This window comes from Novosphingobium tardum, from assembly GCF_042652045.1.
GTDB classification, from domain to species: Bacteria; Pseudomonadota; Alphaproteobacteria; order Sphingomonadales; family Sphingomonadaceae; genus Novosphingobium; species Novosphingobium tardum.
The window spans coordinates 819,344-845,660 of record NZ_JBHSDR010000006.1 but is presented as its reverse complement, the minus strand read 5'-3'; the positions used below and the strand labels follow the sequence as shown (position 1 = coordinate 845,660).

Here is a 26,317-nt window from a genome sequence, read left to right as displayed (position 1 = left end):
GACCCGGCTTTCCTGAAACTCTTACGGCCGCGTGGCAAGCCGGGAATGGCGATAATGCGACGGGCGCCGACTTTTCCCGCGATGCTTTGCTGCGCTGGGCGGAGCCCGCAGGTCCCGCGCGGTCAGGCGGCCAACAGTTCCAGCACCCGTTCGGCCAGCTCGACGCGGCAGATCAGCAGGTCGGGCATGTAGAGATCGGCCTGGTTGTAGCGCAGCGGCGATCCGTCGAGCCGGGAGCAGTGCAGCCCGTGTGCCAGCGCCACCGCGACCGGGGCGCAGCTGTCCCATTCGAATTGCCCGCCGGAATGGAGGTAGATCTCGGCCTCGCCGCGCACGACCGCCATGGCCTTGGCCCCGGCGCTGCCCATCGGCACGAGCACCGCGCCGAGCGCGGCGGCGACCCGGTCCGCTTCTGCGGGCGGGCGGCTGCGGCTGATCACGATGCGCGGCGCGCCGTCACGGGTGGGCACGGGCGCGAGCTTGTCGGTGCGCAGGACAAGGTCCAGCCCCGGGAGCGCAACCGCGCCGACGCTGGCCACGCCATCGATCGCCAGGCCGACATGGACTGCCCAGTCGGTGCGCGCCTCGCCGTATTCGCGCGTTCCGTCGACCGGATCGACGATCCACACCCGGCGCTTTTCCAGCCTTTCGGGGGTGTCGCGGCTTTCTTCCGAGAGCAGCCCGTCGTCGGGCCGTTCGGCGCGGAGCGCGGCGCACAGCAGGCGGTTCGCCGCGGCATCGCCTTCGGCGCCCAGCGCCTTGCCGGTGAATTTCCCAGCGGCCTGGATGTCGAGCAGGAGCCGCCCGGCCTCGCGCGCCAGCCGCGCGGCGAGCGCGGCATCGTCCGCTGCCGCGTCCATCACGCGTCGCCGATCACGACGTCGACGATCCGCTCCGCAGCCTGCTCGGCGGTCATCGTGGTCGTGTCGATATGCACTTCGGGCTTTTGCGGCGCTTCGTAGGGACTGTCGATCCCGGTGAAGTTCTTGAGCTGCCCGGCGCGGGCCTTGGCATAGAGGCCCTTCACGTCGCGGCGCTCCGCTTCGGCCAGCGGGGTGTCGACGAACACCTCGATGAACTCGCCCTCGGGCACCATCGCGCGGACCATCTCGCGCTCCGCCGCGAACGGGCTGATGAAGGCGGTGATCACGATCAGCCCGGCATCGGCCATCAGCTTGGCTACCTCGCCGACCCGGCGGATGTTCTCGATCCGGTCGGCCTCGGTGAAGCCCAGGTCCTTGTTCAGCCCGTGCCGCACGTTGTCGCCGTCGAGCAGGAAGGTATGCCGGTTCATCCGGTGCAGCTTCTTCTCGACCAGGTTGGCGATGGTCGACTTGCCCGAGCCCGAAAGACCGGTGAGCCAGACGACCGCCGGCCGCTGGTTCTTCAGCCGGGCGTGCTCCGCCCGTCCTACGTCGAGCGCCTGCCAGTGGACGTTCTGCGCGCGGCGGAGCGAGAAATTCAGCATTCCCGCCGCGACCGTCGCGTTGGTGAGCTTGTCGACCAGGATGAACCCGCCCAGCGCCTTGTTCGGCACCGCGCCTTCGCTGGCATAAGGCTCGAACACGATCGGCCTGTCGGTCGCCAGTTCGGCCACGCCGATGGCATTGAGGTCGAGCGTCTTGGCCGCCAGGTGCTCCATCGTGTTGACGTTCACCGCATACTTGGGCTGGTGGATCGTGGCCGAAACGGTCTGCGTCGCGAGCTTGAGCCAGTAGGCGCGGCCCGGGATCAGCGCCTCGTCGGCCATCCACACAAGGGTGGCCTCGAACTGATCGGCGACCTGTGGCGGCGCGTCCGCGGCTGCGATCACGTCGCCGCGCGAACAGTCGATCTCGTCGGCAAGGGTCAGGGTGACCGACTGTCCGGCCACCGCCGCATCGAGATCGCCGTCCAGCGTGACGATCCGGGCCACGGTGGTGGTCTTGCCCGAAGGCAGCACGCGCACCGCGTCGCCTGGCCGCACCGTTCCCGACGCGATCAGCCCGGCAAAGCCCCGGAAGTCGAGATTGGGACGATTGACCCACTGCACCGGCATCCGCAGCGGCTGCGCGGCAGCCGCGTCGCTGTCGAGTTCGACCGTCTCGAGATGGGCGATCAGGGTGGGGCCGTCGTACCACGACGTGTTTGTGCTGGGCGCGGTGATGTTGTCGCCCTTGAAGCCCGAGATCGGCATCGCGGTAAACGCGTCGATCCCGATCCCGTCGGCAAAAGCGTGGTAGTCCGCGACGATCGCGTCATAGGTCGCGCGGTCGTAGCCGACGAGGTCCATCTTGTTCACCGCCAGCACGATGTGGCGGATACCGATGAGGTGGGCGAGATAGCTGTGCCGCCGGGTCTGGGTCAGCACCCCCTTGCGCGCGTCGACGAGGATCACGGCAAGATCTGCGGTCGATGCGCCGGTTACCATGTTGCGCGTGTACTGTTCGTGCCCCGGGGTGTCGGCGACGATGAACTTGCGCTTCTCGGTCGAGAAAAAGCGGTAGGCGACGTCGATCGTGATGCCCTGTTCGCGCTCGGCGGCGAGGCCGTCGACGAGCAGGGCGAAGTCGATCTCCTGTCCTTGCGTGCCCACGCGCCTGCTGTCAGCCTCGAGCGCGGCGAGCTGGTCCTCGAAGATCATCTTGCTGTCGTAGAGCAGCCGCCCGATCAGCGTGGATTTGCCGTCGTCGACGCTTCCGCAGGTGATGAAGCGCAGCATGGTCTTGTGCTGGTGCGTGGCGAGATAGGCGTCGATATCGTCCGCGATCAGCGCGTCGGTGACGTATTTCGGTTCGGTGGCGGTGGGCTGGTCGGCCATCAGAAATAGCCCTCCTGCTTCTTCTTCTCCATGCCCGCGCCGCCCGCATCCTTGTCGATCGCGCGGCCCTGGCGCTCGCTGGTGGTGGTCAGCAGCGTCTCCTGGATCACCTCGCTCAGGCTTGCCGCCTCGCTTTCGACCGCGCCGGTCAGGGGATAGCAGCCCAGCGTGCGGAACCGGATCGAGCGCATCTGCGGCACTTCGCCGGGTTCCAGCGGGAAGCGCTCGTCATCGACCATCAGCAGCATTCCGTCGCGCTCCACCGTCGGGCGCGGCGCGGCGAAATAGAGCGGCACGATCGGGATGCCTTCGAGCTGGATGTATTGCCACACGTCGAGCTCGGTCCAGTTCGAGATCGGGAATACGCGGATGCTCTCGCCCCGGTTCTTGCGCGCGTTGTAGAGGTTCCACAGTTCGGGCCGCTGGTTCTTGGGGTCCCAGCCGTGGCTGGCGGTGCGGAAGGAGAAGATGCGCTCCTTCGCCCGGCTCTTTTCCTCGTCACGCCGGGCGCCGCCGAACGCCGCATCGAAGCCGTATTTGTCGAGCGCCTGCTTCAATCCTTCGGTCTTCCACATGTCGGTATGCAGCGGGCCGTGGTCGAAAGGGTTGATCCCGCGCGCCTTGGCCTCGGGGTTCTGGTAGACGATCAGCTCCATCCCGCTGTCGCGCGCCATCTTGTCGCGCAGGTCGTACATCGCCTTGAACTTCCAGGTGGTGTCGACGTGGAGCAGCGGGAACGGCGGCGGAGCGGGGAAGAATGCCTTGCGCGCCAGGTGCAGCATCACCGCGCTGTCCTTGCCCACCGAATAGAGCATCACGGGGCGCTCGGCCTCTGCCACCACCTCGCGCATGATGTGGATCGCCTCGGCCTCGAGCCGCTGGAGATGAGTGAGGGGCTTGGTCATGCGAAAACGATTGTCCGGGCTGTCAGGCAGGAGTTCAGAGACCGCCTGATCGCCGTTCGGCCGCGCGCGGGCAAGGGCAGCGATGCTGTCGCGGGGCAAAGCATGGCTTGTCCGTTCTGCCTGCCTTCAGGCCAGCACGAGCCTGATGGCCCATGCCACCACGCCCAGCGCGGCAACGCTGGCGGCCCACAGCCCCACGAACCAGCCGAGCTGCCTAATGGTCATGCGAATGGTATCCGCCCTGCGCGTCGACCTTGCCCCGGAACACCCAGTAGGCCCAGGCGGTATAGCCCAGGATCACGGGCAGCAGGACCGCCACCCCGGCCAGCATGAACAGCTGCGAATCGGCCGGGGCCGCGGCCTGCCAGATCGAGATCCGGCCGGGCACCGCGTCGGGCCAGATCGAGATGCCGAGGCCTGCCATGGAAAGCGCGAACAGGATGAGCGTCCAGCCGAACGCTGCGCCATCGGCGAATGGGGCCGGGTCATCGCGGCCCATATGACGGGCGGCCTCGCGGCGCAGCGCGGACCACAGCCGCCATGTCGCCAAGGTCACCAGCAGCGGCATGGGCACCGCGACGAAGATGCCGGGACTGGCGAACCAGCGCTCCCAGTACTTCCCTTCGAGGAACGGGGTATAGGCGCTGACCGCCGCGACGACGAGCGCGAACAGCGGCAGCAGCCGGCGGGCATAGCGGCGCGCATCGTCCTGGACTCGGCCGGTCGTCTTCCACACCAGCCAGGTCGCCCCGAGCAGGGCATAGCCGATGACCAGCGCCGCGCCGGTGAGCAGCGAGAACGGGGTCAGCCAGTCGAACCAGCCGCCCGAATAGGCGCGGCCCGAGATCGCGATCCCCTGGACCAGCGCGCCCAGCACGATCCCTTGCGCGAAGGCGGCGACCACCGAACCGAGGGTGAAGCCCGCATCCCAGCGGCGGCGATGATTGGGATCGCGCCAGCGAAACTCGAACGCGACGCCGCGAAAGACGAGTCCCAGCAGCATCGCGATAAGCGGCGCGTAGAGCGCGGGCAGGACCACCGCATAGGCCAGCGGAAACGCGGCGAGCAGCCCGCCGCCGCCCAGCACCAGCCAGGTTTCGTTGCCGTCCCACACCGGCGCGATCGAATTCATCGCGGCATCGCGTTCCTCGCCCACGCGGAAGCCGGGAAACAGGATGCCGATGCCCAGGTCGAACCCGTCCATGAACACGTACATCGCGATCGCCACGGCAATGATCACCGCCCAGATCACGGGAAGCGCGGGGGTGAGCTCCGCGATCATCCGGCCTCTCCGGTCTCTGTGGAAGCGTCCGCCGCTGTCGCGCGGGCCGGGGCGGGCGTTATCCCGGCGGTGCGCGTCGGGGCGGGCGCAAGCGCGGTTTCGCCGGGATGCGGCGGGCGGCTCATCATCTTGAGGATGTACCAGATGCCGAAGCCGAAGACCGCAGTGTAGACCGCGACGAAGGCGATCAGCGATCCCGCCACGCCCGGCGCGCCGATCGCGGACACCGCCTCGCGCGTGCGCAGGACGCCGTAGATCGTCCACGGCTGGCGCCCGACCTCGGTCGTCACCCATCCGGCGATCACCGCGACGAAGCCTGCCGGCCCCAGTGCCACCGCCGCGCGGTGCAGCCAGCCGGGGGAATAGAGCGCGCCTCGCGCCCGCGCGAAAAGACCCCACAAGCCCAGCGCGATCATCGCCAGGCCCAGGCCGACCATGATCCGGAACGACCAGAACACGATGGCGACGGGCGGCTGCTCGTCGCGCGGATACTGGTCGAGTCCCTTCACCGGCGCATCGAGGCTGTGCTCGAGGATCAGCGATCCAAGCTTGGGGATGCCGATGGCATAGCGCAGTGTCTGGTGCTCCTGATCGGGGATGCCGAACAGGTACAGCGGCGCGCCGTGGGGATGGCTGGTGAAATGCCCTTCCATCGCCATGACCTTGATCGGCTGGTGTTGCAGCGTGTTGATCCCGTGCGCGTCGCCCGCCAGAAGCTGGAACGGCGCGACCAGCGCGACCATCCACATCGCCATCGAGAAGGCGGTGCGCACCTGCGGGGTGTCGTGCCGCCGGATCAGGTGGAACGCGGCGACCCCGCCGACCGCGAGCGCGGTGGTGAGATAGGCGGCGGTCACCGTATGGACGAGGCGATAGGGAAAGCTGGGGTTCCAGATCACGTCCCACCAGCCGCCGGATTTCACGAACTGGCCGACGGCATTGGTGGTCCAGGCCACCGGGGTCTGCATCCAGCTGTTGACTGAAATGATCCAGAACGCCGAGATGAACGTGCCCAGCGCGACCATCAGCGTCGCGATGAAGTGCAGCTTCCTGCCAACCCGCTCCAGCCCGAACAGCATCACGCCGAGGAAGCCCGCCTCGAGGAAGAACGCGGTCAGCACCTCGTAGGCCATGAGCGGTCCGATGATCGGGCCTGCCCGGTCCGAGAACACCGCCCAGTTGGTCCCGAACTGGTAGCTCATCACGATGCCCGAGACGACGCCCATGGCGAAGGCGACCGAGAAGATCCGCAGCCAGTAGCGGAACAGGTCGAGGTACTTGTCGTCGCCGCTCAGCAGCCAGCGCGCCTCGAGCACCGCGAGGAAACTGGCGAGACCGATGGAGAAGGCGGGAAATATGAAATGGAAGCTGATGGTGAACGCGAACTGGGCGCGGGCGAGAAGCAGGGCGAGTTCGGCAGGCGTCATCGTCGGCGTGGTCCTTGCGCGCGCCTTGTGCGCCGTTCGGCCGCGTCCCGCAAGCGCCTGCGGGGTCCTTGCAAGGCAAACGCGGGGCGGGCAGGACGGGCCGGTCCAGCGACCAGCCACGAGGAACGCCAATGCCTTCGCAATACGAGACGATCACCATCGAGAAGCGCGGCAAGGTCGACTGGCTGACCCTCGACCGGCCGGAGGCGATGAACGCCATCAACCTCAAGATGGTCGAGGAGCTGAACGACTATTTCGGCGGGCTTTATCACGACGGTTCGGTGCGGGTTGTGGTGATGCGGGGCGCCGGGCGCGCGTTCTGCGCCGGGCTCGACATCCGCGAGCGGAGCGGAAGTGACGCCGAGCCCGTTCCTTTCGGTGGAGGGTTCGGCTTCCAGGGCTACCTTGCAGATGTCTACATCAAGATGCGGCGCTGCCCGCAGGCGATCGTGGCGCTGGTCCACGGCCCGGCCTGCGGCGGCGGCTTTGCCTTCGCGCTGGCCGCGGACATCCGCCTTGCGGGGGAAAGCGCGCGTATGAACGCCGCCTTCATCCGCTTGGGCCTTTCGGCGTGCGACATGGGGGTCAGCTATTTCCTTCCCCGGCTGGTCGGCGCATCGGTCGCGGCCGAGCTGATGCTGACGGGACGCTTCATCCACGCGCAGCGCGCTCTGGCAACCGGGCTGGTCGCCGAAGTCGTGCCCGACGATGCGCTCGAGGCCGCGGCGGGGCCGTGGATCGACGATCTGCTCCACGCCTCGCCGATGGGGCTGCGCATGACCAAGGAAGGTCTGGCTATGGCGATCGATGCGCCGAGCCTCGAGGCGGCGATGGCAATCGAGAACCGCAACCAGGTGATGACCAGCCGCAGCGCCAACTTTGCCGAAGGGATGGCCGCGTTCCTGGAGAAGCGCGCGCCCGACTACGCCGACGACTGATCTTCGGCGGCGTGGGCTCGCCGCGCGAACGGCCCGCCGAGGTAGGCCGGATAGCCTGCCTGGTTGACGATCGCGTAGTCGAGCAGGCGCAGCTCGGCCGGGGTGCGTCCGGCGGCGAGCGGGGCCAGCGCGGCATCGATCCTGGCGACCGCGACCCGGGCTGGCCCGGCCCATGGCGCGTTGCTGTCGATCCAGTACCCGGGCGCGGTGCGGGTTCGCGCGGGCGGGGCGCTGCCCATCCCCCAGAAGCCCGCGCCGGCGAGCGAGGTGGTGTCGCTGTCGCGGATCGCCTGCCGCGCGGCCGCCACCGCCTCGGCCACGAAGGTGGGCAGTGCGGTGGCGCGGTCGAGCCGCTCGTAGTCCGTCCGCCCGGTGAACATCGTGGCGATCATGTTGCGCGGTTCCTCGCGCTGGATCAGCTCGGCGAAGATCGCCGCTTCGCTGCGTATCCCGCCTTCGAGCGATTGCGGCAGCCCGAATTCGAAGCAATCGAGGATCGCCAGCGGCGCGGGGTAATGGCCCAGCGTCTTGCTGAGGACGCGGGTGCGCACCGGCGCGATCGCCGCGCTGACCTCGGCCGCGGGGAGGGGCTGCCAGTCCGCCCGGTCCCAGGGCTGGACGGGTTCGGGATCGCCCAGCAACCAGGCCTCGGCGCGCGCGACCGCATCGCCCGGCTCGGCCAGTTCGCTCGCCAGCCCGGCGTCGAGCGCCTCGCCATCGGCAAGGCGCGCGGCGTCGAGCAGGACGGGCAGCGCGGCGCGCATGCCCACCAGCCGAGGCAGGCGCTGGGTGCCGCCGGCGCCGGGCAGCAGACCGACCAGCACGTCGGGAAGGCCGAACGCCGCGGCGGGATCGCGCGCGAGGACGCGGTGGTGCGTCGCCATCGCCAGTTCGCAGCCTGCGCCGAGCGCCAGCCCCTCGATCGCGGCGACAACTGGCGTGCCTGCGGTCTCGAGCCGGCGTATCGCCGCGCTCAACCGGAAGAAGCGATCGAACGCGCTGGCGAACCTTTCGTGCGGCGGAAGCGCGGCCATCGCATCGTGGGCAGCGGCCAGTTCGGCAAGGTCGGTGCCCGCGCAGAAGCTCCCGGGCTTGGCCGAGCGGATCACCACCCCGCGCAAGGCCGCGTTCGGGAGCCAGGCGACGAAGGCCGCGAGGTCGGCAATCGCGGCATCGGAAAAGACATTCACCGCCCGCCCGGGACAATCGAACACGAGATGGGCAATGCGGTTACCCCCCAACTCGATGCGGAACTGGGTAAGGGCGGGAGGAGGGCTTGCCGGCATCGTGGGTTCTCCGCGCGCGCGCATCAAAGCCGCGCCGCGAACGCGCGCCAGCCGGCGTCGAGCGCCTCGCGGTGCTCCGGCGCGGCCAGAGCGATCAGACGGGCGGCACGGGTCGGATAGTCGGTGCCGCGCAAGTCGGCGGCGCCGTGCTCGGTCACCACGACATCGATTTCCGTCCGGGAAAGCGAGACCGGTCCCGCACCGGCGCCGGGCAGGACGATCCGGCTGATCTGCCCCTCCTTGCCCGCGCTGGCGGGCAGCGCGACGATCCGCGTGCCGCCTCCCGAGCGTGCGCCGCGGGCGAAATCGGTCGCGCCGCCGGGCCCCGACATCAGCCCCTTGGGGACAAGTTCGGAAAAAGCCTGGCCGAACAGGTCGACCTCGATCGCCGAATTGATCGTGACGAGGCGCTCGACATTCGCCAGCGCCGCCGCGCCATGAGTGACCGCCACAGGTTGCATCGCGATCGCCGGGTCGTCGAGCGCGGCATAGAGCGCCGTGCTGCCCACAGCGATCCCGCCGAGGACCGACGGGCCCGGCGCCAGCGCGCCGCTGGCCTGAAGTTCGAGCAGCCAGTCGCCCAGCAATCCCGAATGAACCCTCAGATTGCGGCGATGCGACAGCGCGGCGGGCAGGGCATCGGGGATCTTGCCGATCCCGACCTGCAGCGTGGACCCGTCGGGCACGAACGGCGCGACATGCTCGGCGATGGCCTGGGCCACCGCGTCGGGCGTTCCCGAAGGCGCGGTCAAGAGCGGCTGAGCCTGTTCGACGTAGGCGGTCAACGCGGAAAACGGGATGCCCGGATCGCCCGCGACGCGCGGCATTTCCGGATTGATGTGCGCCACCAGCACGCCGATGTCGCGCCACAGCCCGGGCAGGAAGTCCACCTGCACGCCAAGGCTGCACATCCCGTCGGCATCTGGCGGGCTGCACATCAGCAGGGCGGCGTCGGGGCGGCGGCGGCGCAGCTCGCGGCCGATGTCGTCGTAACACAGCGGAAGGAACGTCACCCGCTCGCCGGCCGCGCGCAGTTCGGGGGTTAGGAAGAAAGTCAGCACGCGGCTGTCGGCGCCCGCCTGCCACACCCGGCGGTTGGTGCCGGGCAGGAATATCCCGGTGAAGGTCATCGCGCCCAGCGCATCTCCCGCGGCTGCGACCCCATCGGCCAGGATCGCGGATTCGGCGGCGCATGACGATACCAGCGCCAGCCCGCCGGGCGGAAGCAGTTCGGCAAGGGCGGCAGGCAGCGCCTCGGGCGCGATACGGCGCGGTTCGCTCATTGCAGGATATTGACCCTCTTATGCCGCCATGGTGCGGACGGGTCTGCGTCTGGCCACGGTTCGCCGCGCGGTCAACCCGCGGCGGGGCATCTGGGGCCGGGGTTGCGCCCGCCCCGGTCAGGGATAGCGGGGCGGGCGCGCCCGCCGAGGCGGGCCGGGCAACTGAAGGGACCAGCGGGTCAGGCCGCTGCGGACCTGCCCCGAGGCCAGGCTTGCGCGCCGATGCCCTCGCGCTGGAGCACGCTGGCGATGCGAAGCGAAAGCTCGTCGGGGAAGAACGGCTTGACGAGATAGTCGGCCGCACCGGCGCGCAGGGCGGCAAGCACGTCGTCCTGCCCCTTGCGGTCGGTCAGCATGATGACGGGGACGTGGGCGAAGTCCTGATCGGCCTTCAGCGCCGACAGAACGGCAAGGCCGGACATTTCCGCAAGCGTCATGTCGAGCACGATGCAGTCGGGCGCGACGTCGGGCACTGCGGCAAGCGCGGTCGCCCCGTCGGGAAAGGAATAGACCTGATGCCCCGCGGCGCAGAGCCTCAGCCGCACCAGTTCGCGCAGCAGGTCGTCATCGTCGGCGGCAAGTATCCTGGGCATCGTTGGCTCCGCTGGTGCGAAGCCGACCATGGTTGACCAGGCGTTAGCATTGCGCCCACGCGGCCCTACGGACAAATACCTATCGCACCGGGCGGCTTGATCCCGCCGGCAAGGTCGCGGCGGGTCCACAGCCTGGCCTCGGCACCGTCGCGGCAGGCGCGGGGCGGCGGCATCAGCGCTTCCCACGCGGCGCGCGCGATCCAGCCCAGCTTGTGGAAATCCGATACCACGGTGCGGTGGTCCCAGGCGTGGGCCCCGCGCCGTTCCACCACCCGCGCGATCTCGCCATAGATGCCCGCGGCGGACAGCACCGCCCAGCGCTGGCGCAGCTTGAGCCGCCCCGCGCCGATCCGGGCCGAGCACTCGTGAGCATGGGCGATCCGCACCAGCCGCGCCACCAGCGGGGTCAATGCCCGGCGATAGTGCGGCTTGAGGTGCTCGCCCGGGGGAATGTCGGCCTCGGCCAGCCATTCCATCGGCAGGTAGCAGCGGTCGGCCGCGTCGTCCTCTTCGATGTCGCGGGCAATATTGGCGAGCTGGAAGGCCAGGCCCAGGTCGCAGGCGCGGTCGAGCGTGTCCTCGTCGGCGGGGGAGACGCCCATCACCACCGCCATCATCACGCCCACCGCGCCGGCGACGTGATAGCAGTAACGCATCAGGTCGGCTTCGGAATGCGGCTGCCAGTCGGCGGCGTCGAGGGCAAAGCCGGCGATCACATCGTCGGCCATCGCCCCGGTCAGGCCGGTTTCGGCGGCGACGAGGCCGAAGGCGTCGAACGCGGGGTCGCCGGTAGGCTTGCCCGCCAGCGCCTCGTCCGTCAGCTTGCGGATGATGGCAAGGCGGGCTGCGGCGCCGCGCTGATCGCCCAGCGCACCGCCCATGTCCTGCGCATCGGCCAGGTCGTCGCAGCGCCGGCACCAGGCATAGAGCAGCCACACCCGCTCGCGCGTGGTGCGGTCGAACAGGCGGCTGGCGGCGGAAAAGCTGCGCGACCCGCGCGCAATCGCGGAATGGGCCTGGGCCACGAGCGATGCGCGGTCGGGCCGGTCGGCGGTCACAGCTTGGTGGGGTCCATCTCGAAGATCGGGGTATGGGGCTCGTGCGCCGCCATGCGGGCCAGCAGCAGGTCAAGCTCGCACTCGGCGATGATGATCCCCTGGTGCGCCGGACGGACGAAGCCGACCTCGATCATGTGGCGGTTGAACGCGATCAGGTGATCGTAGAACCCGAACGCGTTGAGCAGGCCGACCGGCTTTGCGTGGTAGCCGAGCTGGGACCAGCTTACCGCCTCCCACAGCTCGTCCATCGTGCCGACCCCGCCGGGGATGGTCAGGAACCCGTCCGAGAGGTGGGTGAAAGCGGCCTTGCGCTCGTGCATGTTGGCCACGATCCGCAGCTCGGTGCAGTCGGTATTGGCGACTTCGCCTCCGACGAGAGCCTCGGGGATCACGCCGATCACCTCGCCTCCCGCATCGAGCGCGGCCGATGCCAGCGCGCCCATCAGCCCCAGCCGCCCGCCGCCATAGACGAGCCCGATCCCGCGCTGGGCCAGGGTGCGGCCGACGTCGCGGGCAAGTTCGATGTAGCGGGGATCGGCTGGGGTGGCGGACCCGCAATAGACGGCAAGCTTCTTCATAGATGTCTCATGTTCGTGTCTTGAGGTCTTCCAGCATCAGCCCGGCGGTGGCCTTGGCGCTCCCCACCACGCCGGGAATGCCCGCGCCAGGGTGGGTTCCGGCGCCGACGAAGTAGAGGTTGCCGATGGCGTCGTCGCGGTTGTGGGCGCGGAACCACGCGCTCTGCGTCAGCGTCGGCTCGAGGCTGAAGGCGCTGCCGAGGTGCGCGTTGAGGTCGCGGCTGAAATCGGCCGGGGCATAGTGGAACTTGGTCACGATCCGGCTGTGGATGTCGGGGATGAGCCGTTCGCCCAGCGTGTCGAGGATGCGCTTTTCCAGAAGTGGGCCGATCGTGTCCCAGTCGACCGGCAGCTTGCCCTGGTGAGCCACGGGGACGAGCGCGTAGAACGTGCTCATGCCCTCGGGCGCCATCGCCGGGTCGGTCACCGTCGGATGGTGGAGGTAGATCGAAAAATCGCGCGGCAGCACGCCGTGGACGTAGATGTCGTCGAGCAGCCCTTTGTAGCGCGGGCCGAACAGGATCATGTGGTGGGGGATGCCCGGCCACGTCCCCTCGATCCCGAAATGGACGACGAACAGGCTGGGCGAATAGCGCTTTTTCGCCAGGCTTTTCCCTTGCGCCTTGCCCCGGAAACTGTCGCCCAGCAGGTCGCGGTAACTATGCATGAGGTCGGCGTTGCTCGCCACCGCGTCGAAATCGGCGCGCCAGCCGCTCTTGGTCTCGAGCCCCGTCACCCTGTCGCCCAGCGTTGCGATGCGGGTCACGGGATCGCCCATACGGACCACGCCGCCGAGCCGTTCGAAGTGAGCCACCATCCCGGCGACGAGGCGATTGGTGCCGCCCTTGGCCCACCACACGCCGCCGTCCTTCTCCAGCTTGTGGATCAGGGCATAGAGCGCGCTGGTGGTGAACGGATTGCCGCCGACGAGCAGCGTGTGGAACGACAGCGCCTCACGCAGCTTTTCCGACTTCACGAAGCTGGAGACCATCGAATAGACGCTGCGCCAGGCCTGGTAGCGGGCCAGCGCCGGCGCGGCCTTGATCATGCTGGCAAAGTCGAGGAACGGCTTGGCCCCGAGCTTGACGTAGCCTTCCTCGTAGACCCCGGCGCTGTAGCGCAGGAAATCGTGGTAGCCCGGCAGGTCGCCCGGCGCGACCCGGCCGATCTCGGCGGCCAGCCCCGCCTCATCGTTGGAATAGTCGAACACCGTGCCGTCGGGCCACTGCAGGCGGTAGAACGGCATGACCGGGACGAGCTCGACGTCCTCTACCATCTTGTGCCCGGACAGCGCCCACAGTTCCTCGAGGCACGCGGGATCGGTGATGACGGTCGGCCCGGCATCGAAGGTGAAGCCTTCGCGCTGCCAGAAATAGCCGCGCCCGCCGGGCTTGTCGCGCCCCTCGACCAGCGTGACCGCGTGGCCCGCCGATTGCAGGCGGATGGCCAAGGCCAGCCCTCCGAAGCCCGCGCCGATTACCGCAACCTTGCTCATCTTGTCCCCGCAATCGTCGCCAGCGCACGGCCCAGCGGCACCGGCGGCCGTCCCATCAGGATGCGCAGCTTGTCCGTCATCGTCGAGCGCCCGGCATAGAACCGTTCGACCCGCGCCGCGCCGATCCGGTAGAAGTGCGCCAGCGGGCGCCAGCGCTGCGCCGGTTCGGCGGCGCGGAACATCATCCGGGTCAGCAGGCGGTAGTATCCGCCCGCGTTCCAACGGTTGCGCGCATGATCGCGGATCGCGACGGCCAGCGTCGCGCTGTCATGCGCGGGCAGCCCGGCGACCAGGCTGGCGAGCCGCACCGCATCGGGCAGCGAGAAGCTGGTGAGCGGGTGGAACAGCCCGGCGCGCGTGCCCGCGCGGGGCAGCGGGTCGTCTGCCGGCCAGAACGCGTCGAAATCGCCGCCGATCACCACCGGCAGCACGCCCGTTTCGCTGGCGAGGACGCGGGCATCGGACCACCCCTGCGCTTCGGCATAGGCGGCGATCCGCCCTGCCAGCAGTTGCGGGTCGATCGCGGGACCGTCGGAGTAATAGGTGTCCTCGACGAATACGCGGTGTTCGTCGAATGGCAGGCAATAGACGAAGCGAAAGCCGTCGTGCTGGGTGACGCGCGCATCCATCACCCGCGGACGGGTCAGGCCGTGCGGGGCCGGGCATTCGATCATCTGGCCGTGGAATTTCTGCCAGGCGCAGTCGAGCGCGGCGAGGCTTGGGTCGTCCGCTGTCAAGCCGCGCGCGTCGATCACCCCGCGCGCCGCGATGCGCCGCCCGTCGGCCAGCGTCACCCCGGCGGGATCGGCTGCGGCAACGACCGCGCCGGTCAGGACGGCATCGCCGGGGAGCGCCGCTCGCAACACCGCGTCGAACCGGGCCGAGGTGATCGAGTTGTAGCCCGTGCCGAGCGTTCGCGCCGAGCCGGGAAAGCGCACGTCGTAGCCGTCCCAGTGACGCTCGACCAGCGGAGCGACGAGCGCGCGGTCGGCGGGCGCGATGTCGCTGTCGAAGAACGACCAGATGTGATTGCCGCCCAGCGATTCGCCCTGCTCGATCAGCATGACCCGAAGGCCGGGGCGCGCTGAGGCGAGGGCAAGCGCGATCAGTCCCCCGGAAAGGCCGCCGCCGAGGATCGCGAGGTCGGTGTGATGCTGGATCATCCGCCGCCGCTTTACCGCAACGCGGAATACGCGCAACCGGATCGCTTGGCGGCGGCCTTCGAATGGGGCATCGTCGGGCACGATGAGGGGGACGATCGAGATCGCGCGGGCGAGCCTGGACGACGCGGCGGCGGTTGCCGCGATCTATGCCGTCCACGTGCGCGAAGGCACCGCCAGCTTCGAGACCGAGCCGCCCACCGCCGCCGAAATGGCCGCGCGCATGGCCCGCGTGCTCGATGCCGGGTGGCCCTGGCTGGTGGCGCGCGATGGGGCCGGCGCGGTCGTCGGCTATGCCTATGCCGCCCAGTTCCGCGACCGGCCGGCCTATCGCTTCGCCTGCGAGAACAGCGTGTATATCGAGGCCTGGCGGCGCGGGCAGCGGATCGGCGGCGCGCTTCTCGCCGCGCTGCTCGATGCCGCCACGGCCTGCGGGTTTCGCCAGATGATCGCGGTGATCGGCGGGGCCGAGCCGGCCTCCGTTGCGCTCCATGCCCGCGCGGGGTTCGCCGAGACGGGCCGGATGCGCAGCGTCGGGCGCAAGCATGGCCGCTGGCTCGATACCCTCTACATGCAGCGGGCGCTGGGCGTGGGCGACACGACCCCGCCGGAAAAGGAGCCGGCATGACCGCGCCCGCCAGCCTTTTGCCGCGCCGCGCCGGCTGGTTCGCCGCGCTGGCCATCGGGCTAGCTACGGGCGCGATCCTGCTCGCGATGGGCCGTTCCGCGATCTGCGCCTGCGGCACAGTCAAGCTATGGCACGGGGTCGTCCAGTCGTCCGAAAACAGCCAGCACATCGCCGACTGGTATTCGTTCAGCCACGTCATCCACGGGCTTCTGTTCTATTTCTTCGCGCACTTGCTGTGGCGCCGCTGGAAGCTCCTCGGCGGGCGGCCCACCTCATGGGCGCTGCCCATTGCGGTCGCGTTCGAGGCGTTCTGGGAACTGCTGGAGAACTCGCCGATCATCATCGACCGCTATCGCGCGGTCACGGTCAGCTTCGGCTACGTCGGCGACAGCGTGGTCAATTCGCTGTCCGACATCGGCTTCATGGTGGTCGGCTTCGTCCTGGCCTCGCGCCTGCCGGTATGGGCGAGCGTGGTGCTGGCCATCGCGTTCGAGCTGTTCACGCTGGCGATGATCCGCGACAACCTGACGCTGAACATCCTGATGCTGGTCTGGCCGCTCGATGCGGTCCGCGCGTGGCAGGCGGCGGGCTAACCGGGAGACCACGCCGCGCGGCAATCGACGGGCCGGCTGAAACCCCTTTGCGCCGCGTGCGTTGGTGCGTGGAACGAACAGGGGTTCCCACGATCATGCATGCCAAGACCTTGCGCGCCGCGGCACTTGCCGCGCTGGCCGCCGCCGCAACCACCGCCACCCCGGCCCGTGCCCAGAACGATGGCTCGCAGGCCGAAACCGTGTTCGACGGGAACTACCTCACCGTCGGGGCCGGCGCGGTCTATTCGCCCAGCTACGAAGGCTCGGACGATTACGTGCTCTATCCCGCGCCGGTGGTGCAGGGGAACCTGCTCGGCGTGGCGATCACCCCCCGGCCCGGCGGCGTAGCGCTGGACTTCATTCCCGACCCCAAGGGGGCCAAGGTCGGCTTCTCGCTTGGCCCCACGGCGCGGGTGCGCGCCAACCGGACGGGCCACATCAAGGACCCGGTGGTCAAGCGACTGGGCAAGCTCGATACCGCGATCGAGGTCGGCGCCAATGCCGGGATTACGTTCTACGACCTGCTGACGGGCTACGACAGCGTGACCGTGTCGAGCGACGTGCGCTGGGACGTAGCCGGAGCGCACAAGGGGATGATCGTGGCGCCTTCGGTCAGCTACTTCACCCCGCTCAGCAAGGGGGCGGCGGTCAACCTGTCGCTCACCGCCGAGCACGCCGACGACGATTACGCGAACTATTACTTCACCGTCAGCCCGGCGGGCAGCGTGGCCAGCGGACTACCCGCGTTCCAGGCCAAGGGCGGGTGGAAGAACGTCGGCGCGAACCTGTTCGCCGGGGTCGACCTCGACGGCGACTTGACCAACGGCGGTCTCGCGGTGTTCGGCATCGCCGGCTACAACCGCCTGCTGGGCGACGCGAAGCGGACCCCGCTCACCTCGATCCGCGGCAGCCGCGACCAGTGGGTGATCGGCGGCGGGCTTGGCTTCACGTTCTGACCGCTAGCCGGCGCCGCGCCGCCACCACGGCGTCGCGGGCAGGTCCTGCGACACGGTGCCCGGGAAATCGGGCGCCCGTTTCTCGAGGAACGCCGCCACGCCTTCGTGGACGTCGGCGGTCTGTCCCAGCGCGATATTGAGCGCGGCGTCGATCGCCAGCGCGCCTTGCGGACCGGGCTCGCCACCGAACTGCCACAGCATCCGCCGGGTCAGCGCCAGCGCGACCGGCGCGGTGCTCGCGGCGATCTCCAGCGCCAGCTCGCGCGCCCGTGCTTCGAGCTGGTCGGCGGGGCAGGTCTCGCTCACCAATCCCGCGGCCAGCGCTTCGCTGGCGGGGAACAGCGCGCCGGTGAGGCACCATTTGAGCGCCTGCGGCAACCCGACGAGGCGCGGCAGGAACCAGGCGGACCCGGCCTCGGGCACCAGACCGCGCCGGGCGAAGACGCAACCGAACTTTGCGTGGTCGGCGGCGATGCGGATGTCGCAGGGCAGCGTCAGCGTCAGCCCCACGCCCGCCGCCGATCCGTTGAACGCGACGATCGAGGGCTTGCGGCAGTCCATCATCGCGCCGACGAAATCGTTCGCGCGCTCGTTGTTGTCGCGCCCCGCGCCGAACGCGGTGGCGCCCGTGCCGCTGGCGGTATCGAACGCGCCGGCGCCCGCCGAAACGTCGGCTCCCGCGCAGAACACCCGGCCATTGGCGGTCAGGACCACCACGCGCACGCTGTCGTCGGTGTCGGCCCGGTTGAACGCGGCGGTCAGTTCCGCGCCCATGTCGGCGGTATAGGCGTTCATCGCCTCGGGCCGGTTCAGGCGCAGCCACAGGATCGGGCCATCCTGCTCGACGATCACGGTTCGGGTGTCGCTCATGCCGCGGCTTCCGCCGGTTCGCGGCCCGGGACGGGAAGCTTGTGTCCCCCGGCGGCGGCGCGCCTGGCGCCGGCGGCGAGTTCCTTCTTCAGGTGGCGGACGTAGTGATCGAAGTCGAGCTGGATCGTGTGGCGGCGCGACTTGTAATACTGCCCGGTATAATACTCCTCGTCCGCGCGGATGACGCGCGCCATCTCCTCGGGCGCGGGCGGCACGTAATCGCCCGCAAGGTAGGCGGCGACGAGCTTCGACTGCTGCTCGGCGAAATTGACCAGGGTCGGGAGCGGCTGGGCCAGCCCCATGTAGAACAGGTCCGGCACGCCCGGTTTCAGGATACGCTTGAACAGCGGCGGGGGGCGGTTCTCGGCATCGGCCTGCAGCGCGGCATCGGAAAAGAACGGGAACTTGATGTCGTAGCCCGTTGCCCAGACGATCACGTCGAGCTTTTCGCGGCTACCGTCGGTGAACACCACGCCGTCGCCGTCGAGCCGCTCGATCCCCGGCTTCATCGCGATGTCGCCCGATCCCGCGCGAAGCAGGAATTCGCCCGATACGGTGCCGTGGCTCTCGAACGGGCCGATGGTCGGCTCGGGCAGGCCATAGTCGCTCATCCTGCCGACAAGGCCGCGGATCATCCGCCCCCCCAGCCACTGGCGCAGCCCCTTGGGCATCCACGCCGGGGCGGGGTTCTTGTCGATCGGCTGGCCCTTGAAGTACTTGGGAAAGATCCACACGCCGTGGCGCGCGGAAACGAACAGGCGCTCGGCGATCGGGCGCTGCGAAAGCTCCGATGCGATGTCCATCGCGCTGTTGCCCATGCCCACCACCAGCACGCGCTTGCCGACGCAATCGACCGGCTCGAACGGACTGCGGTAGTTGTGCGAATGAAGCTGCGGCCCGTCGAAGCTGCCGGGATATTCGGGAATGCGCGCCGCCCAGTGATGGCCGTTGGCCACCGCCAGCGCATCGTAGTCGCGCGTCTCGCCGGTAGAGAGGGTCACCTGCCAGCCGCCTTCCGCACGGCGTTCCGCCTTCTCCACCCGGGTGTTGAACGCGATGTGCGGGCGCAGGCCGAAATGGTCGACATAGTCGTGGAAGTACTGGAGCAGCTGGGCGTGATGGGGATAGTCCGGCCAGTCGGCGGGGACGGGATAGTCCTCGAACGCGAGCCGCCACTTCGAAGTGTCGATGTGCAGGCTCTTGTAGCAGGACGACATGCCGTTGGGATTGGCGAAGTACCAGTTGCCGCCAATGTCGTCCGAAGCCTCGAACACGTCGAACGGAATGCCGCGGTCCTTCAGGCGCTTGGCGGTGGTAAAGCCGGAGCACCCGGCGCCGATGATGCAGACCTTGGGCAATGCGGGCATCGCGCTTCCTTGCGTTGCGGGCGCGGGGCCCCTCTCTGCCGCGAAGGTAGTTTTAATCGGGCGGTTAAGTCCAGAGGGGATTGCCGCCGGGCGCCCGCGTCCGAAAGTCGGGCGCGGCAACTGGACGCCGGCCCGCGATGCACTTATGGTCGCGCCATCCCCGGGGAGCCATGTGGCTGAGAGGTGGGCGTCACGTCCCACGACCCGTCGAACCTGAACCCGTTAACACGGGCGGAGGGAGGGCCGGCCGCGACCCCGCAAAGAAGGCCCGCTCCCGTTTCCGCCCAAGGAGCATCCATGGCCGACATCAATTCGAAGCTGGAAATCGGCGTGACCACCGGGCCGATCCGCGGCAGCCGCAAGATCCACGTCGGCCCGCTCAAGGTCGCGATGCGCGCGATCGACCTCGAGCCCTCGTCGGGCGAGCCGCCGCTGAATGTCTACGACACCTCGGGCCCCTACACCGATCCCGCCGCCACGATCGACATCGCCGCCGGCCTGCCGATGATCCGGCGCGACTGGCAGCTAGCCCGCGGCGATGTTGAGGAATACGCCCCGCGCCCCGTCCAGGCAGTGGACAACGGCCAGCTCGGCCCCGACCGGTCGGGCGGCGTGCCCCCGTTCCCCGCCGCGCTGCGCCGTCCCTTGCGGGCCCGGGCGGGCGCGAACCTGTCGCAGATGCACTACGCCCGGCGCGGGATCATCACGCCCGAGATGGAATACGTCGCCATCCGCGAGAACATCGGCCGCGAGGCCATCGCCGGCCACATGCGCGACGGGCAGGACTGGGGCGCGAGCATCCCCGACCACGTGACGCCCGAGTTCGTCCGCGACGAAGTGGCGCGCGGCCGCGCGATCATCCCCAGCAACGTCAACCACCCGGAATGCGAGCCGATGGCGATCGGGCGCAACTTCCTGGTCAAGATCAACGCCAACATCGGCAATTCGGCGGTCGCGTCCGACGTGGCAAGCGAGGTCGACAAGCTGGTCTGGTCGATCCGCTGGGGCGCGGACACGGTGATGGACCTCTCGACGGGCCGCAACATCCACGACACCCGCGAATGGATCATCCGCAACAGCCCCGTGCCGATCGGCACCGTGCCGATCTACCAGGCGCTTGAGAAGGTCGGCGGCATCGCCGAGGACCTGACCTGGGAGATCTTCCGCGACACCCTGATCGAACAGGCCGAGCAGGGGGTGGACTACTTCACCATCCACGCCGGGGTGCGGCTGCCGTACATCCCGATGACCGCCAGGCGCGTCACCGGCATCGTCAGCCGCGGCGGATCGATCATGGCCAAGTGGTGCCTCGCGCATCACAAGGAATCGTTCCTCTACGAACGGTTCGACGAGATCACCGAGATCATGAAGGCCTATGACATCGCCTATTCGCTGGGCGACGGCCTGCGCCCCGGCTCGGTCGCCGACGCCAACGACGAGGCCCAGTTCGCCGAGCTCTATACCCTGGGCGAGCTGACCAAGCGCGCCTGGGCGCAGGACGTGCAGGTGATGATCGAGGGGCCGGGCCACGTGCCCATGCACAAGATCAAGGAGAACATGGACAAGCAGCTCGCCGCCTGCGGCGAGGCGCCGTTCTACACGCTCGGGCCGCTCGTCACCGACATCGCGCCCGGCTACGACCACATCACCAGCGGCATCGGCGCCGCGATGATCGGGTGGTTCGGCACCGCGATGCTCTGCTACGTCACGCCCAAGGAACACCTCGGCCTGCCCGACCGCGACGACGTGAAGGTGGGCGTGGTCACCTACAAGCTCGCCGCCCACGCCGCCGACCTCGCCAAGGGCCATCCCGCGGCCAAGCTGCGCGACGACGCGCTCAGCCGCGCCCGCTTCGAATTCCGCTGGCGCGACCAGTTCAACCTCAGCCTCGACCCCGACACCGCCGAGCAATACCACGACCAGACACTCCCGGCCGAAGGGGCCAAGACCGCGCACTTCTGCTCGATGTGCGGGCCCAAGTTCTGCTCGATGAAGATCACCCAGGAAGTGCGCGACTTCGCGGCGAAGCAGAATGCGGGGGCGGACAGCTTCATCGCCGCCGAGGAGGTGGAAGCCGGGATGGCCGAGATGAGCCGCGTCTACAACGATGGCGGGCGGGAGCTGTATATCGGCGCTGGTGATCGGGAGCACGATTGAGCGTGCTCTGCGGGGTATGAAAAAAGGGGCGTGAGAACCGCCCCTTTTCCACATCTTGCTCGGCTAAGCTCTCTTTCGCTCTTCGGAGGTTTCCTCAGAGGACGATTTCCACCTGTGATGAGCTTGGAATTCGGTGCCCATGATGCGCGCCATGCGCGTGGTAGATTCGCTAGCCTTCCAAGCAGATTTACCGGAATTTTCGTCCGTTTTTGGCATAGCGTTCTCCCCTTGGTTTGCTCGGATGTAGGTTAAAGCTTACGAAGCTTCATAAGGCAACGAGGGTGAGGCTGAACGCGCGCAATGGCAGACCAACTGAGGCTTTTGAGTCACCCTGAAATTGTAATCGGTTTAGCTGGACCAATTGGCATCGACATTGAGGCAATGGCCGAGGAAGTTGGTCGTGCCTTGGGCCATGTCGGCTACGACCATCGCACGGTGCGCGTAACCGATCTCATGACGCGCTACGAAGCGCCGGGGGTCCAAGCCACCGGCAAAGATTACTTCGCCGCCATGAACTTCAAAATGGACTACGCAAACAAGCTTTGCGAGTTGGCCGGTTCCCCTGATGCTCTCATCCGCCTCATTATCCAGGGCATCAGAGAGCATAGGAATGAGCTTCTCGGTCTGAAAGGATCAGAGGCGGAGGTTCTATCAGAGACCGCGTTCATCATCCGCCAACTCAAACGACCGGAGGAGGTGCTTCTACTCCGTAGGATCTACGATAAGCGCTTCGTGCTCATATCAGGATACGGGAGCGAAGAGCATCGGTTGGAACGGGTTGTGGAGAAGGGGCGAGCAAGCCTCCCCCTTTCTGCAGAGCATCCCGAGATCGTTGAAAAGGCTTGGAGTTTGCTCCTCCGGGATCAGCACGAAGGCCAAGCCAAGACGACGCAGCATCTTCGCGATACGTTTCACCTCGCGGACGTGTTTGTCGACGGCATCAATCGCGACCAGATGCGGCCTGGTCTGGAGCGCTTCTTTCAGGCATTTTTTGGGCGGGTCGATATCGGACCGACCAAGACAGAATATGGAATGTATGCCGCAAAGGCGGCATCTCTCCGCTCGACCGATCTATCTCGTCAAGTGGGTTCTGCGATCTTCACCCCAGATGGGGAGATTGTCGCGCAGGGTTGCAACGAGGTGCCGCGCGCGTTCGGAGGAACCTACTGGTCTGGCGAAGAGCCTGATTTCCGAGATGTTCGCTTGGGATACGATCCTAACGACGTGCTCAAAAAGGATGTTATTCGGGATCTCCTTGAGAAGCTATCCGTGGCCGGATTGTTAAGCTGTCCAGATGGCAATGATGTTTCGTCCGACGGCTTCGTGGAGCAGCTTCTAGGTCGAGGCCCCACCACCGGTTCACACCACGGCTGCTTGAAGGACTCGCAAGTCAGCGACCTCACAGAATATGGCCGGGTAGTTCACGCGGAAATGGTTTCGATTTGCGATGCCGCGCGGTTGGGTAAAGCTATTAAGGGCTCTGTGCTCTATGTGACTACATTCCCATGTCACAATTGTACGAAGCATATCATAGCCAGCGGCATAAAAAGAGTTCATTTCTTAGAACCCTATCCAAAGAGTAGAGCCAAACAGCTCCACTCGAACGAAATCGAGATTGAGAAGACTAGTGTTAATAAGGTGTCTTTCCTGCCTTTCCTAGGCATCTCGCCATTCCGCTATCGAGACATATTTGAAAAAGGGGTCCGGAAAAAAGGGGGCGAGGCGAAGACTTGGTATTCGGAGGGGGACATTCCTCAGCCGCTCATCCCTCAGTCACTCCCGAAATATATCGAATTGGAAGAGATCGAGATCGACAAAATCGAGGGCGATTTCATATTATTAGCCTAAATACACAACCCCGCCGCCCTTAACTCCGCCCCCAGCCGCCCGGTCAGCCACAGCCACCACATGCGGAAGTCGGCGGCGAGGCTCCATAGGGGGTAGGTGAAGGTCGCGGGGCGGTTCTTCTCGACCGCGAAGTGCGCGAGCCACGCAAAGAAGTAGCCCGCCACCGGCATCGCCAGCAGCCACCACCAGCGGCCCGTCGCAATGGCGAACACGGCCACCGCCACTACGAGGGTGGTCCCGATATAATGCAGCGCGCGGGTGAGGGGGCGCGCGTGCTCGCGCAGGTAGAACGGCCAGAACTCGGCGAACGTGGCGTAGCGGGTGGCGGGGGTATCGGTCATTCGGCCCGCGATGCTGCGCCGCCGGGCGCGGGGACGCAAGGCGGTTGTCGAGGGGTGCTGTCTCGCGCCCCCGCCGAAGCCACCTTGGTCCTTGCCATCGCGCCGCACATCGGGCGAAAGGGTGAACGAGCAGCGGCCGGGCGCGCCGGCCCTCAACACTTGAACGAGCGCAAGTGGCGCGATCGGCGGGAGAGCGAGCAATGACGACGAAGACCGGCGGATGCCTGTGCGGCGCGGTGCGCTACAGCTTCGAGGGCGAGCCGCTGATGCAGGCGGTGTGCCACTGCAAGAACTGCCAGCGCCAGGCAGGAAGCGGCTGGTCGATGCTGATCGCCCTGCCGCTGAACGCGGTGACCGTAACGGGCGAGCTGCGCACCTACGTCGACCACAGCGAGACGGGCAACGAGGTTCACCGCCAGTTCTGCCCGACCTGCGGCTCCCCAGTCTTCACTCGCGTTCCCGCGCAGCCCGACATGATCTTCATCAAGGCCGGCTCGCTCGACGACACCTCGACCTTCGCCCCGCAGATCCAGTTCTGGACGAAGAGCAAGCAGAACTGGGTGGTGATTCCCGATGTGCCGGGGATGCCGGGCAACCCGGGATAAGAGCGCTCAACGGTGGGGCGTCAGCCGCATGATGAGTGCGTTTCGCTCGACTAGCGCTTCCTTACGAACTCCGCCCGCAGCACCAGGCCCTTGATCCCTTCGAAGCGGCAGTCGATTTCCTGCGCGTCGCCGGTGAGGCGGATCGACTTGATCACGGTGCCCTGTTTCAGCGTGCGGCCCGCGCCCTTGACCTCCAGGTCCTTGATCAGCGTCACCTGGTCGCCGTCGGCAAGCAGGTTGCCCACCGCGTCGCGCACCTCGACCGCGCCTTCGGCGGCGCGCCGGGCGGCGAGCTGCGAGGCGGGCATCCATTCGCCGCTGTCCTCGTCGAACACGTAGTCTTCATCGTCGCCCTGATCACCACTCGACATAGCGCTTCTCCTGTCGCGGGCTCCTCGCACGGCGCGGCGCGGTTGGCCAGAAGCACCGTGACCATTGCATCGCCCCCAAACGAGCGTAACCTCGTTTTCGTGGTCGCACCCAATGCGTTGGGAGGCGCATCGTCATGGTCGGCAAATACTCATACCTGCAAATCGCCATGGTCCTGTTCGGGATCGTGTTCTGCCTCGTCTATCCGCTCGCGATCGTCTGGCCGTCGGGGTGGGCCTGGCATGAGGGGCCGCCCGCCGCCGACAACTATTTCCTGATGATCGTCGGCATCTACCTCACGCTGGGCGTGATGCTGATCCTGGGCGCGCGCGATCCGTTGGCCAACGCGTCGCTGATCCGCTTCACCGTGGCCTCCAGCGTGGTCCACGCCGCGATCATGGCGGTGGAATCCTATGGCAACCCGATGCACGGCGGGCACCTGACGGGCGACGTACCGGCGCTGCTGCTCGTCGCGCTGGTGCTCGGCCCGCTGCTGGCGCGTGAGCGTGGCGCGGGCGGCGAACGGGCGGGAACGCAGAAAGCGTTTTCCTAACCGCGCGGTTTGGTGGATCGTCGGGGGCATGCCAGCGCCCGACGATTCCGCCTGCCTTCGCCCCGGACGGTCGCCGCAAGATCGTTGCGCGATGGCGAAAGAACATTTTATTTTCTCCCGCGTCCGAAATTGCCGGGATTTGCCGCGAAAAGCGCGGGGCTGTGCGGGCTTGGGCCGGGGGACGCCAGTGTCACCCCGTGTAACTTGTGTAACCCTGGGCGCGCCTTGCGGGCAGGAGAACATTGGCCGATGACCGACGCTTCCGACCGCATCGACGCGAAGATCGCTTCGCTGGGCGACTGGCGCGGCAAGACGCTCGCCCGCCTGCGCAAGCTGATCCGCGAGGCCTTGCCCGAGGTGGAGGAGACGGTGAAGTGGGCCAAGCCCTCAAACCCCGCGGGCGTTCCGGTGTGGGAGCACGGCGGCATCCTGTGCACCGGCGAAACCTACAAGGACAAGGTCAAGCTGACCTTTGCCAACGGGGCTGACCTGGCGGACCCGGCGGGGCTGTTCAACGCCAGCCTCGACGGCAACGTCCGCCGCGCGATCGACCTGGGCGAGGGCGACGAGGTGGATGCCGCCGCGTTCAAGGCGCTGGTCCGCGAAGCCGCCGCGCGCAATGCGGCCAAGGCGGCCAGGCGATGAGCCGGGACGGGGAGCTTTCGCGGCGCAGGCGCGTTGGGGCGGGGATGATGCTCACTGCATGGCTCGTTCGCGCGCCGCTCGCCCTGATCGCCGCCGTAGCGGTGGCCGCCTGCGCTTCCGCCGGGGCCGCGCCCGCGGCGACGCCCGCGGTGCGCGGGTTCGATCCGGTCGCATTCTTCAGCGGCGCCACGACGGGCGAGGGCAGGCTCAAGAAAGTGTTCTCGCGCAGCGTGGCGACCCATGTCGTCGGGCGCGGGCGGGTGGAGCACGGCGGGACGCTGGTGCTCGACCAGACGGTCACGATCGCCGGCGAAAGGACGCGCGAGCGGCAGTGGCGGCTGCGCGAGGTGGCGCCGGGGCGCTATGCGGGGACGCTTACCGACGCGCGCGGGCCGGTCACCGCCACGGTCGCCGGGCCGGTGCTGACCATCGCCTATACCTCGACCGACGGGATGGGCATCGCCCAGGCGATCACGCTGGCCCCCAACGGGCGCAGCGCGCGCAACATGATGAAGGTGAAGAAGCTGGGGCTGACCGTGGCCACGCTGGCCGAGACGATCACCCGCGACTGATCGGGGCG

At 67.9% G+C, this 26,317-nt stretch carries 27 protein-coding genes and 1 riboswitch; of the genes, 10 read left to right on the top strand and 17 right to left on the bottom strand.

Features of this window, described 5'->3' with window-relative positions; all coding sequences use genetic code 11:
• Positions 1–122 precede the first annotated feature (122 nt).
• The 6 genes from ACFO0A_RS12090 to ACFO0A_RS12065 form a co-directional block, all read right to left on the bottom strand.
• Positions 123–860 (bottom strand): 3'(2'),5'-bisphosphate nucleotidase CysQ, encoded by a 738-nt coding sequence (locus tag ACFO0A_RS12090; RefSeq protein WP_379539260.1) that lies wholly within the window; start codon positions 858–860, stop codon positions 123–125.
• Positions 860–2,800: a sulfate adenylyltransferase subunit CysN gene (gene cysN, locus ACFO0A_RS12085; RefSeq protein ID WP_379539259.1), complete on the bottom strand. Its 1,941-nt coding sequence runs from the start codon at positions 2,798–2,800 to the stop codon at positions 860–862. The genes ACFO0A_RS12090 and cysN overlap by 1 nt, the downstream gene beginning before the upstream one ends.
• The gene (gene cysD, locus ACFO0A_RS12080; RefSeq protein ID WP_379539258.1) at positions 2,800–3,705 is read right to left on the bottom strand and encodes a sulfate adenylyltransferase subunit CysD; all 906 of its coding nucleotides are present in this window, start codon (positions 3,703–3,705) and stop codon (positions 2,800–2,802) included. Before cysD ends, cysN begins: the two co-directional genes overlap by 1 nt.
• Positions 3,706–3,831: 126 nt before the next feature.
• On the bottom strand, positions 3,832–3,930 hold the full coding sequence (locus ACFO0A_RS12075) for a DUF2474 family protein (protein WP_379539257.1): 99 nt from the start codon (positions 3,928–3,930) through the stop codon (positions 3,832–3,834).
• Entirely contained in the window at positions 3,920–4,987 is a 1,068-nt protein-coding gene (gene cydB / locus ACFO0A_RS12070; protein ID WP_379539256.1) for a cytochrome d ubiquinol oxidase subunit II, read from the bottom strand. Before cydB ends, ACFO0A_RS12075 begins: the two co-directional genes overlap by 11 nt.
• Positions 4,984–6,414, bottom strand: coding sequence for a cytochrome ubiquinol oxidase subunit I (locus tag ACFO0A_RS12065; RefSeq protein WP_379539255.1), 1,431 nt, complete (start codon positions 6,412–6,414; stop codon positions 4,984–4,986). The genes cydB and ACFO0A_RS12065 overlap by 4 nt, the downstream gene beginning before the upstream one ends.
• A 131-nt stretch (positions 6,415–6,545) precedes the next feature.
• Between ACFO0A_RS12065 and ACFO0A_RS12060 the strand changes: the two genes are divergently transcribed.
• Positions 6,546–7,352, top strand: a complete 807-nt coding sequence (locus tag ACFO0A_RS12060) for an enoyl-CoA hydratase/isomerase family protein (RefSeq protein WP_379539254.1) — start codon at positions 6,546–6,548, stop codon at positions 7,350–7,352.
• On the opposite strand, the gene ACFO0A_RS12055 is transcribed toward ACFO0A_RS12060, so the two are convergent.
• The 7 genes from ACFO0A_RS12055 to crtY all read right to left on the bottom strand — a co-directional run bounded on the left by ACFO0A_RS12055 (position 7,337) and on the right by crtY (position 14,808).
• Positions 7,337–8,638 (bottom strand): enoyl-CoA hydratase-related protein, encoded by a 1,302-nt coding sequence (locus ACFO0A_RS12055; protein WP_379539253.1) that lies wholly within the window; start codon positions 8,636–8,638, stop codon positions 7,337–7,339. The genes ACFO0A_RS12060 and ACFO0A_RS12055 overlap by 16 nt on opposite strands.
• 23 nt (positions 8,639–8,661) lie before the next feature.
• Complete coding sequence (locus tag ACFO0A_RS12050; protein ID WP_379539252.1) at positions 8,662–9,921, bottom strand: acetyl-CoA hydrolase/transferase family protein; 1,260 nt, start codon at positions 9,919–9,921, stop codon at positions 8,662–8,664.
• A 179-nt stretch (positions 9,922–10,100) separates the two neighbouring features.
• Entirely contained in the window at positions 10,101–10,514 is a 414-nt protein-coding gene (locus ACFO0A_RS12045; protein WP_379539251.1) for a response regulator transcription factor, read from the bottom strand.
• A 65-nt stretch (positions 10,515–10,579) separates the two neighbouring features.
• Positions 10,580–11,572, bottom strand: a complete 993-nt coding sequence (locus tag ACFO0A_RS12040) for a phytoene/squalene synthase family protein (RefSeq protein WP_379539250.1) — start codon at positions 11,570–11,572, stop codon at positions 10,580–10,582.
• Positions 11,569–12,150 (bottom strand): LOG family protein, encoded by a 582-nt coding sequence (locus ACFO0A_RS12035; protein WP_379539249.1) that lies wholly within the window; start codon positions 12,148–12,150, stop codon positions 11,569–11,571. The genes ACFO0A_RS12040 and ACFO0A_RS12035 overlap by 4 nt, the downstream gene beginning before the upstream one ends.
• Before the next feature lie 7 nt (positions 12,151–12,157).
• Entirely contained in the window at positions 12,158–13,645 is a 1,488-nt protein-coding gene (locus tag ACFO0A_RS12030) for a phytoene desaturase (RefSeq protein ID WP_379539248.1), read from the bottom strand.
• Complete coding sequence (gene crtY / locus ACFO0A_RS12025) at positions 13,642–14,808, bottom strand: lycopene beta-cyclase CrtY (protein ID WP_379539247.1); 1,167 nt, start codon at positions 14,806–14,808, stop codon at positions 13,642–13,644. The genes ACFO0A_RS12030 and crtY overlap by 4 nt, the downstream gene beginning before the upstream one ends.
• A gap of 82 nt (positions 14,809–14,890) precedes the next feature.
• On the opposite strand from crtY, the gene ACFO0A_RS12020 reads away from it, so the two are divergent.
• The 3 genes from ACFO0A_RS12020 to ACFO0A_RS12010 all read left to right on the top strand — a co-directional run bounded on the left by ACFO0A_RS12020 (position 14,891) and on the right by ACFO0A_RS12010 (position 16,982).
• Positions 14,891–15,433, top strand: a complete 543-nt coding sequence (locus ACFO0A_RS12020) for a GNAT family N-acetyltransferase (protein WP_379539246.1) — start codon at positions 14,891–14,893, stop codon at positions 15,431–15,433.
• A complete protein-coding gene (locus ACFO0A_RS12015; protein ID WP_379539245.1) occupies positions 15,430–16,026 on the top strand; it encodes a DUF2585 domain-containing protein in 597 nt (198 codons plus the stop codon). Before ACFO0A_RS12020 ends, ACFO0A_RS12015 begins: the two co-directional genes overlap by 4 nt.
• A 68-nt stretch (positions 16,027–16,094) precedes the next feature.
• Positions 16,095–16,982 carry a MipA/OmpV family protein gene (locus ACFO0A_RS12010; RefSeq protein WP_379539244.1) on the top strand — a complete coding sequence of 296 codons (888 nt, stop codon included), beginning with the start codon at positions 16,095–16,097 and terminating at the stop codon, positions 16,980–16,982.
• Between the two features lie 3 nt (positions 16,983–16,985).
• Here ACFO0A_RS12010 and ACFO0A_RS12005 read toward each other — a convergent pair whose 3' ends face one another.
• Both ACFO0A_RS12005 and ACFO0A_RS12000 read right to left on the bottom strand, forming a co-directional pair.
• The gene (locus ACFO0A_RS12005) at positions 16,986–17,852 is read right to left on the bottom strand and encodes an enoyl-CoA hydratase-related protein (RefSeq protein WP_379539243.1); all 867 of its coding nucleotides are present in this window, start codon (positions 17,850–17,852) and stop codon (positions 16,986–16,988) included.
• Positions 17,849–19,219, bottom strand: a complete 1,371-nt coding sequence (locus tag ACFO0A_RS12000; RefSeq protein ID WP_379539242.1) for a flavin-containing monooxygenase — start codon at positions 19,217–19,219, stop codon at positions 17,849–17,851. The genes ACFO0A_RS12005 and ACFO0A_RS12000 overlap by 4 nt, the downstream gene beginning before the upstream one ends.
• 158 nt (positions 19,220–19,377) lie before the next feature.
• Positions 19,378–19,462, top strand: a riboswitch (TPP riboswitch).
• A 54-nt stretch (positions 19,463–19,516) separates the two neighbouring features.
• On the opposite strand from ACFO0A_RS12000, the gene thiC reads away from it, so the two are divergent.
• Together thiC and ACFO0A_RS11990 are read left to right on the top strand one after the other, a co-directional pair.
• On the top strand, positions 19,517–21,376 hold the full coding sequence (thiC, locus tag ACFO0A_RS11995) for a phosphomethylpyrimidine synthase ThiC (RefSeq protein WP_379539241.1): 1,860 nt from the start codon (positions 19,517–19,519) through the stop codon (positions 21,374–21,376).
• A gap of 300 nt (positions 21,377–21,676) precedes the next feature.
• Positions 21,677–23,224 carry an anti-phage dCTP deaminase gene (locus tag ACFO0A_RS11990; RefSeq protein WP_379539240.1) on the top strand — a complete coding sequence of 516 codons (1,548 nt, stop codon included), beginning with the start codon at positions 21,677–21,679 and terminating at the stop codon, positions 23,222–23,224.
• Here ACFO0A_RS11990 and ACFO0A_RS11985 read toward each other — a convergent pair.
• Positions 23,221–23,565 carry an Mpo1-like protein gene (locus ACFO0A_RS11985; RefSeq protein ID WP_379539239.1) on the bottom strand — a complete coding sequence of 115 codons (345 nt, stop codon included), beginning with the start codon at positions 23,563–23,565 and terminating at the stop codon, positions 23,221–23,223. The two genes, ACFO0A_RS11990 and ACFO0A_RS11985, sit on opposite strands and share 4 nt — an antisense overlap.
• A 200-nt stretch (positions 23,566–23,765) precedes the next feature.
• On the opposite strand from ACFO0A_RS11985, the gene ACFO0A_RS11980 reads away from it, so the two are divergent.
• A complete protein-coding gene (locus ACFO0A_RS11980) occupies positions 23,766–24,170 on the top strand; it encodes a GFA family protein (protein WP_379539238.1) in 405 nt (134 codons plus the stop codon).
• Positions 24,171–24,220: 50 nt separating this feature from the next.
• On the opposite strand, the gene ACFO0A_RS11975 is transcribed toward ACFO0A_RS11980, so the two are convergent.
• On the bottom strand, positions 24,221–24,541 hold the full coding sequence (locus ACFO0A_RS11975; protein ID WP_379539237.1) for an alkylphosphonate utilization protein: 321 nt from the start codon (positions 24,539–24,541) through the stop codon (positions 24,221–24,223).
• A gap of 134 nt (positions 24,542–24,675) precedes the next feature.
• On the opposite strand from ACFO0A_RS11975, the gene ACFO0A_RS11970 reads away from it, so the two are divergent.
• The 3 genes from ACFO0A_RS11970 to ACFO0A_RS11960 all read left to right on the top strand — a co-directional run bounded on the left by ACFO0A_RS11970 (position 24,676) and on the right by ACFO0A_RS11960 (position 26,309).
• Positions 24,676–25,092, top strand: a complete 417-nt coding sequence (locus tag ACFO0A_RS11970; protein WP_379539236.1) for a DUF6632 domain-containing protein — start codon at positions 24,676–24,678, stop codon at positions 25,090–25,092.
• A gap of 249 nt (positions 25,093–25,341) precedes the next feature.
• Complete coding sequence (locus tag ACFO0A_RS11965; protein WP_379539235.1) at positions 25,342–25,737, top strand: DUF1801 domain-containing protein; 396 nt, start codon at positions 25,342–25,344, stop codon at positions 25,735–25,737.
• Positions 25,734–26,309, top strand: a complete 576-nt coding sequence (locus tag ACFO0A_RS11960; RefSeq protein WP_379539234.1) for a DUF3833 family protein — start codon at positions 25,734–25,736, stop codon at positions 26,307–26,309. Before ACFO0A_RS11965 ends, ACFO0A_RS11960 begins: the two co-directional genes overlap by 4 nt.
• The last annotated feature ends 8 nt before the right edge of the window (positions 26,310–26,317 follow it).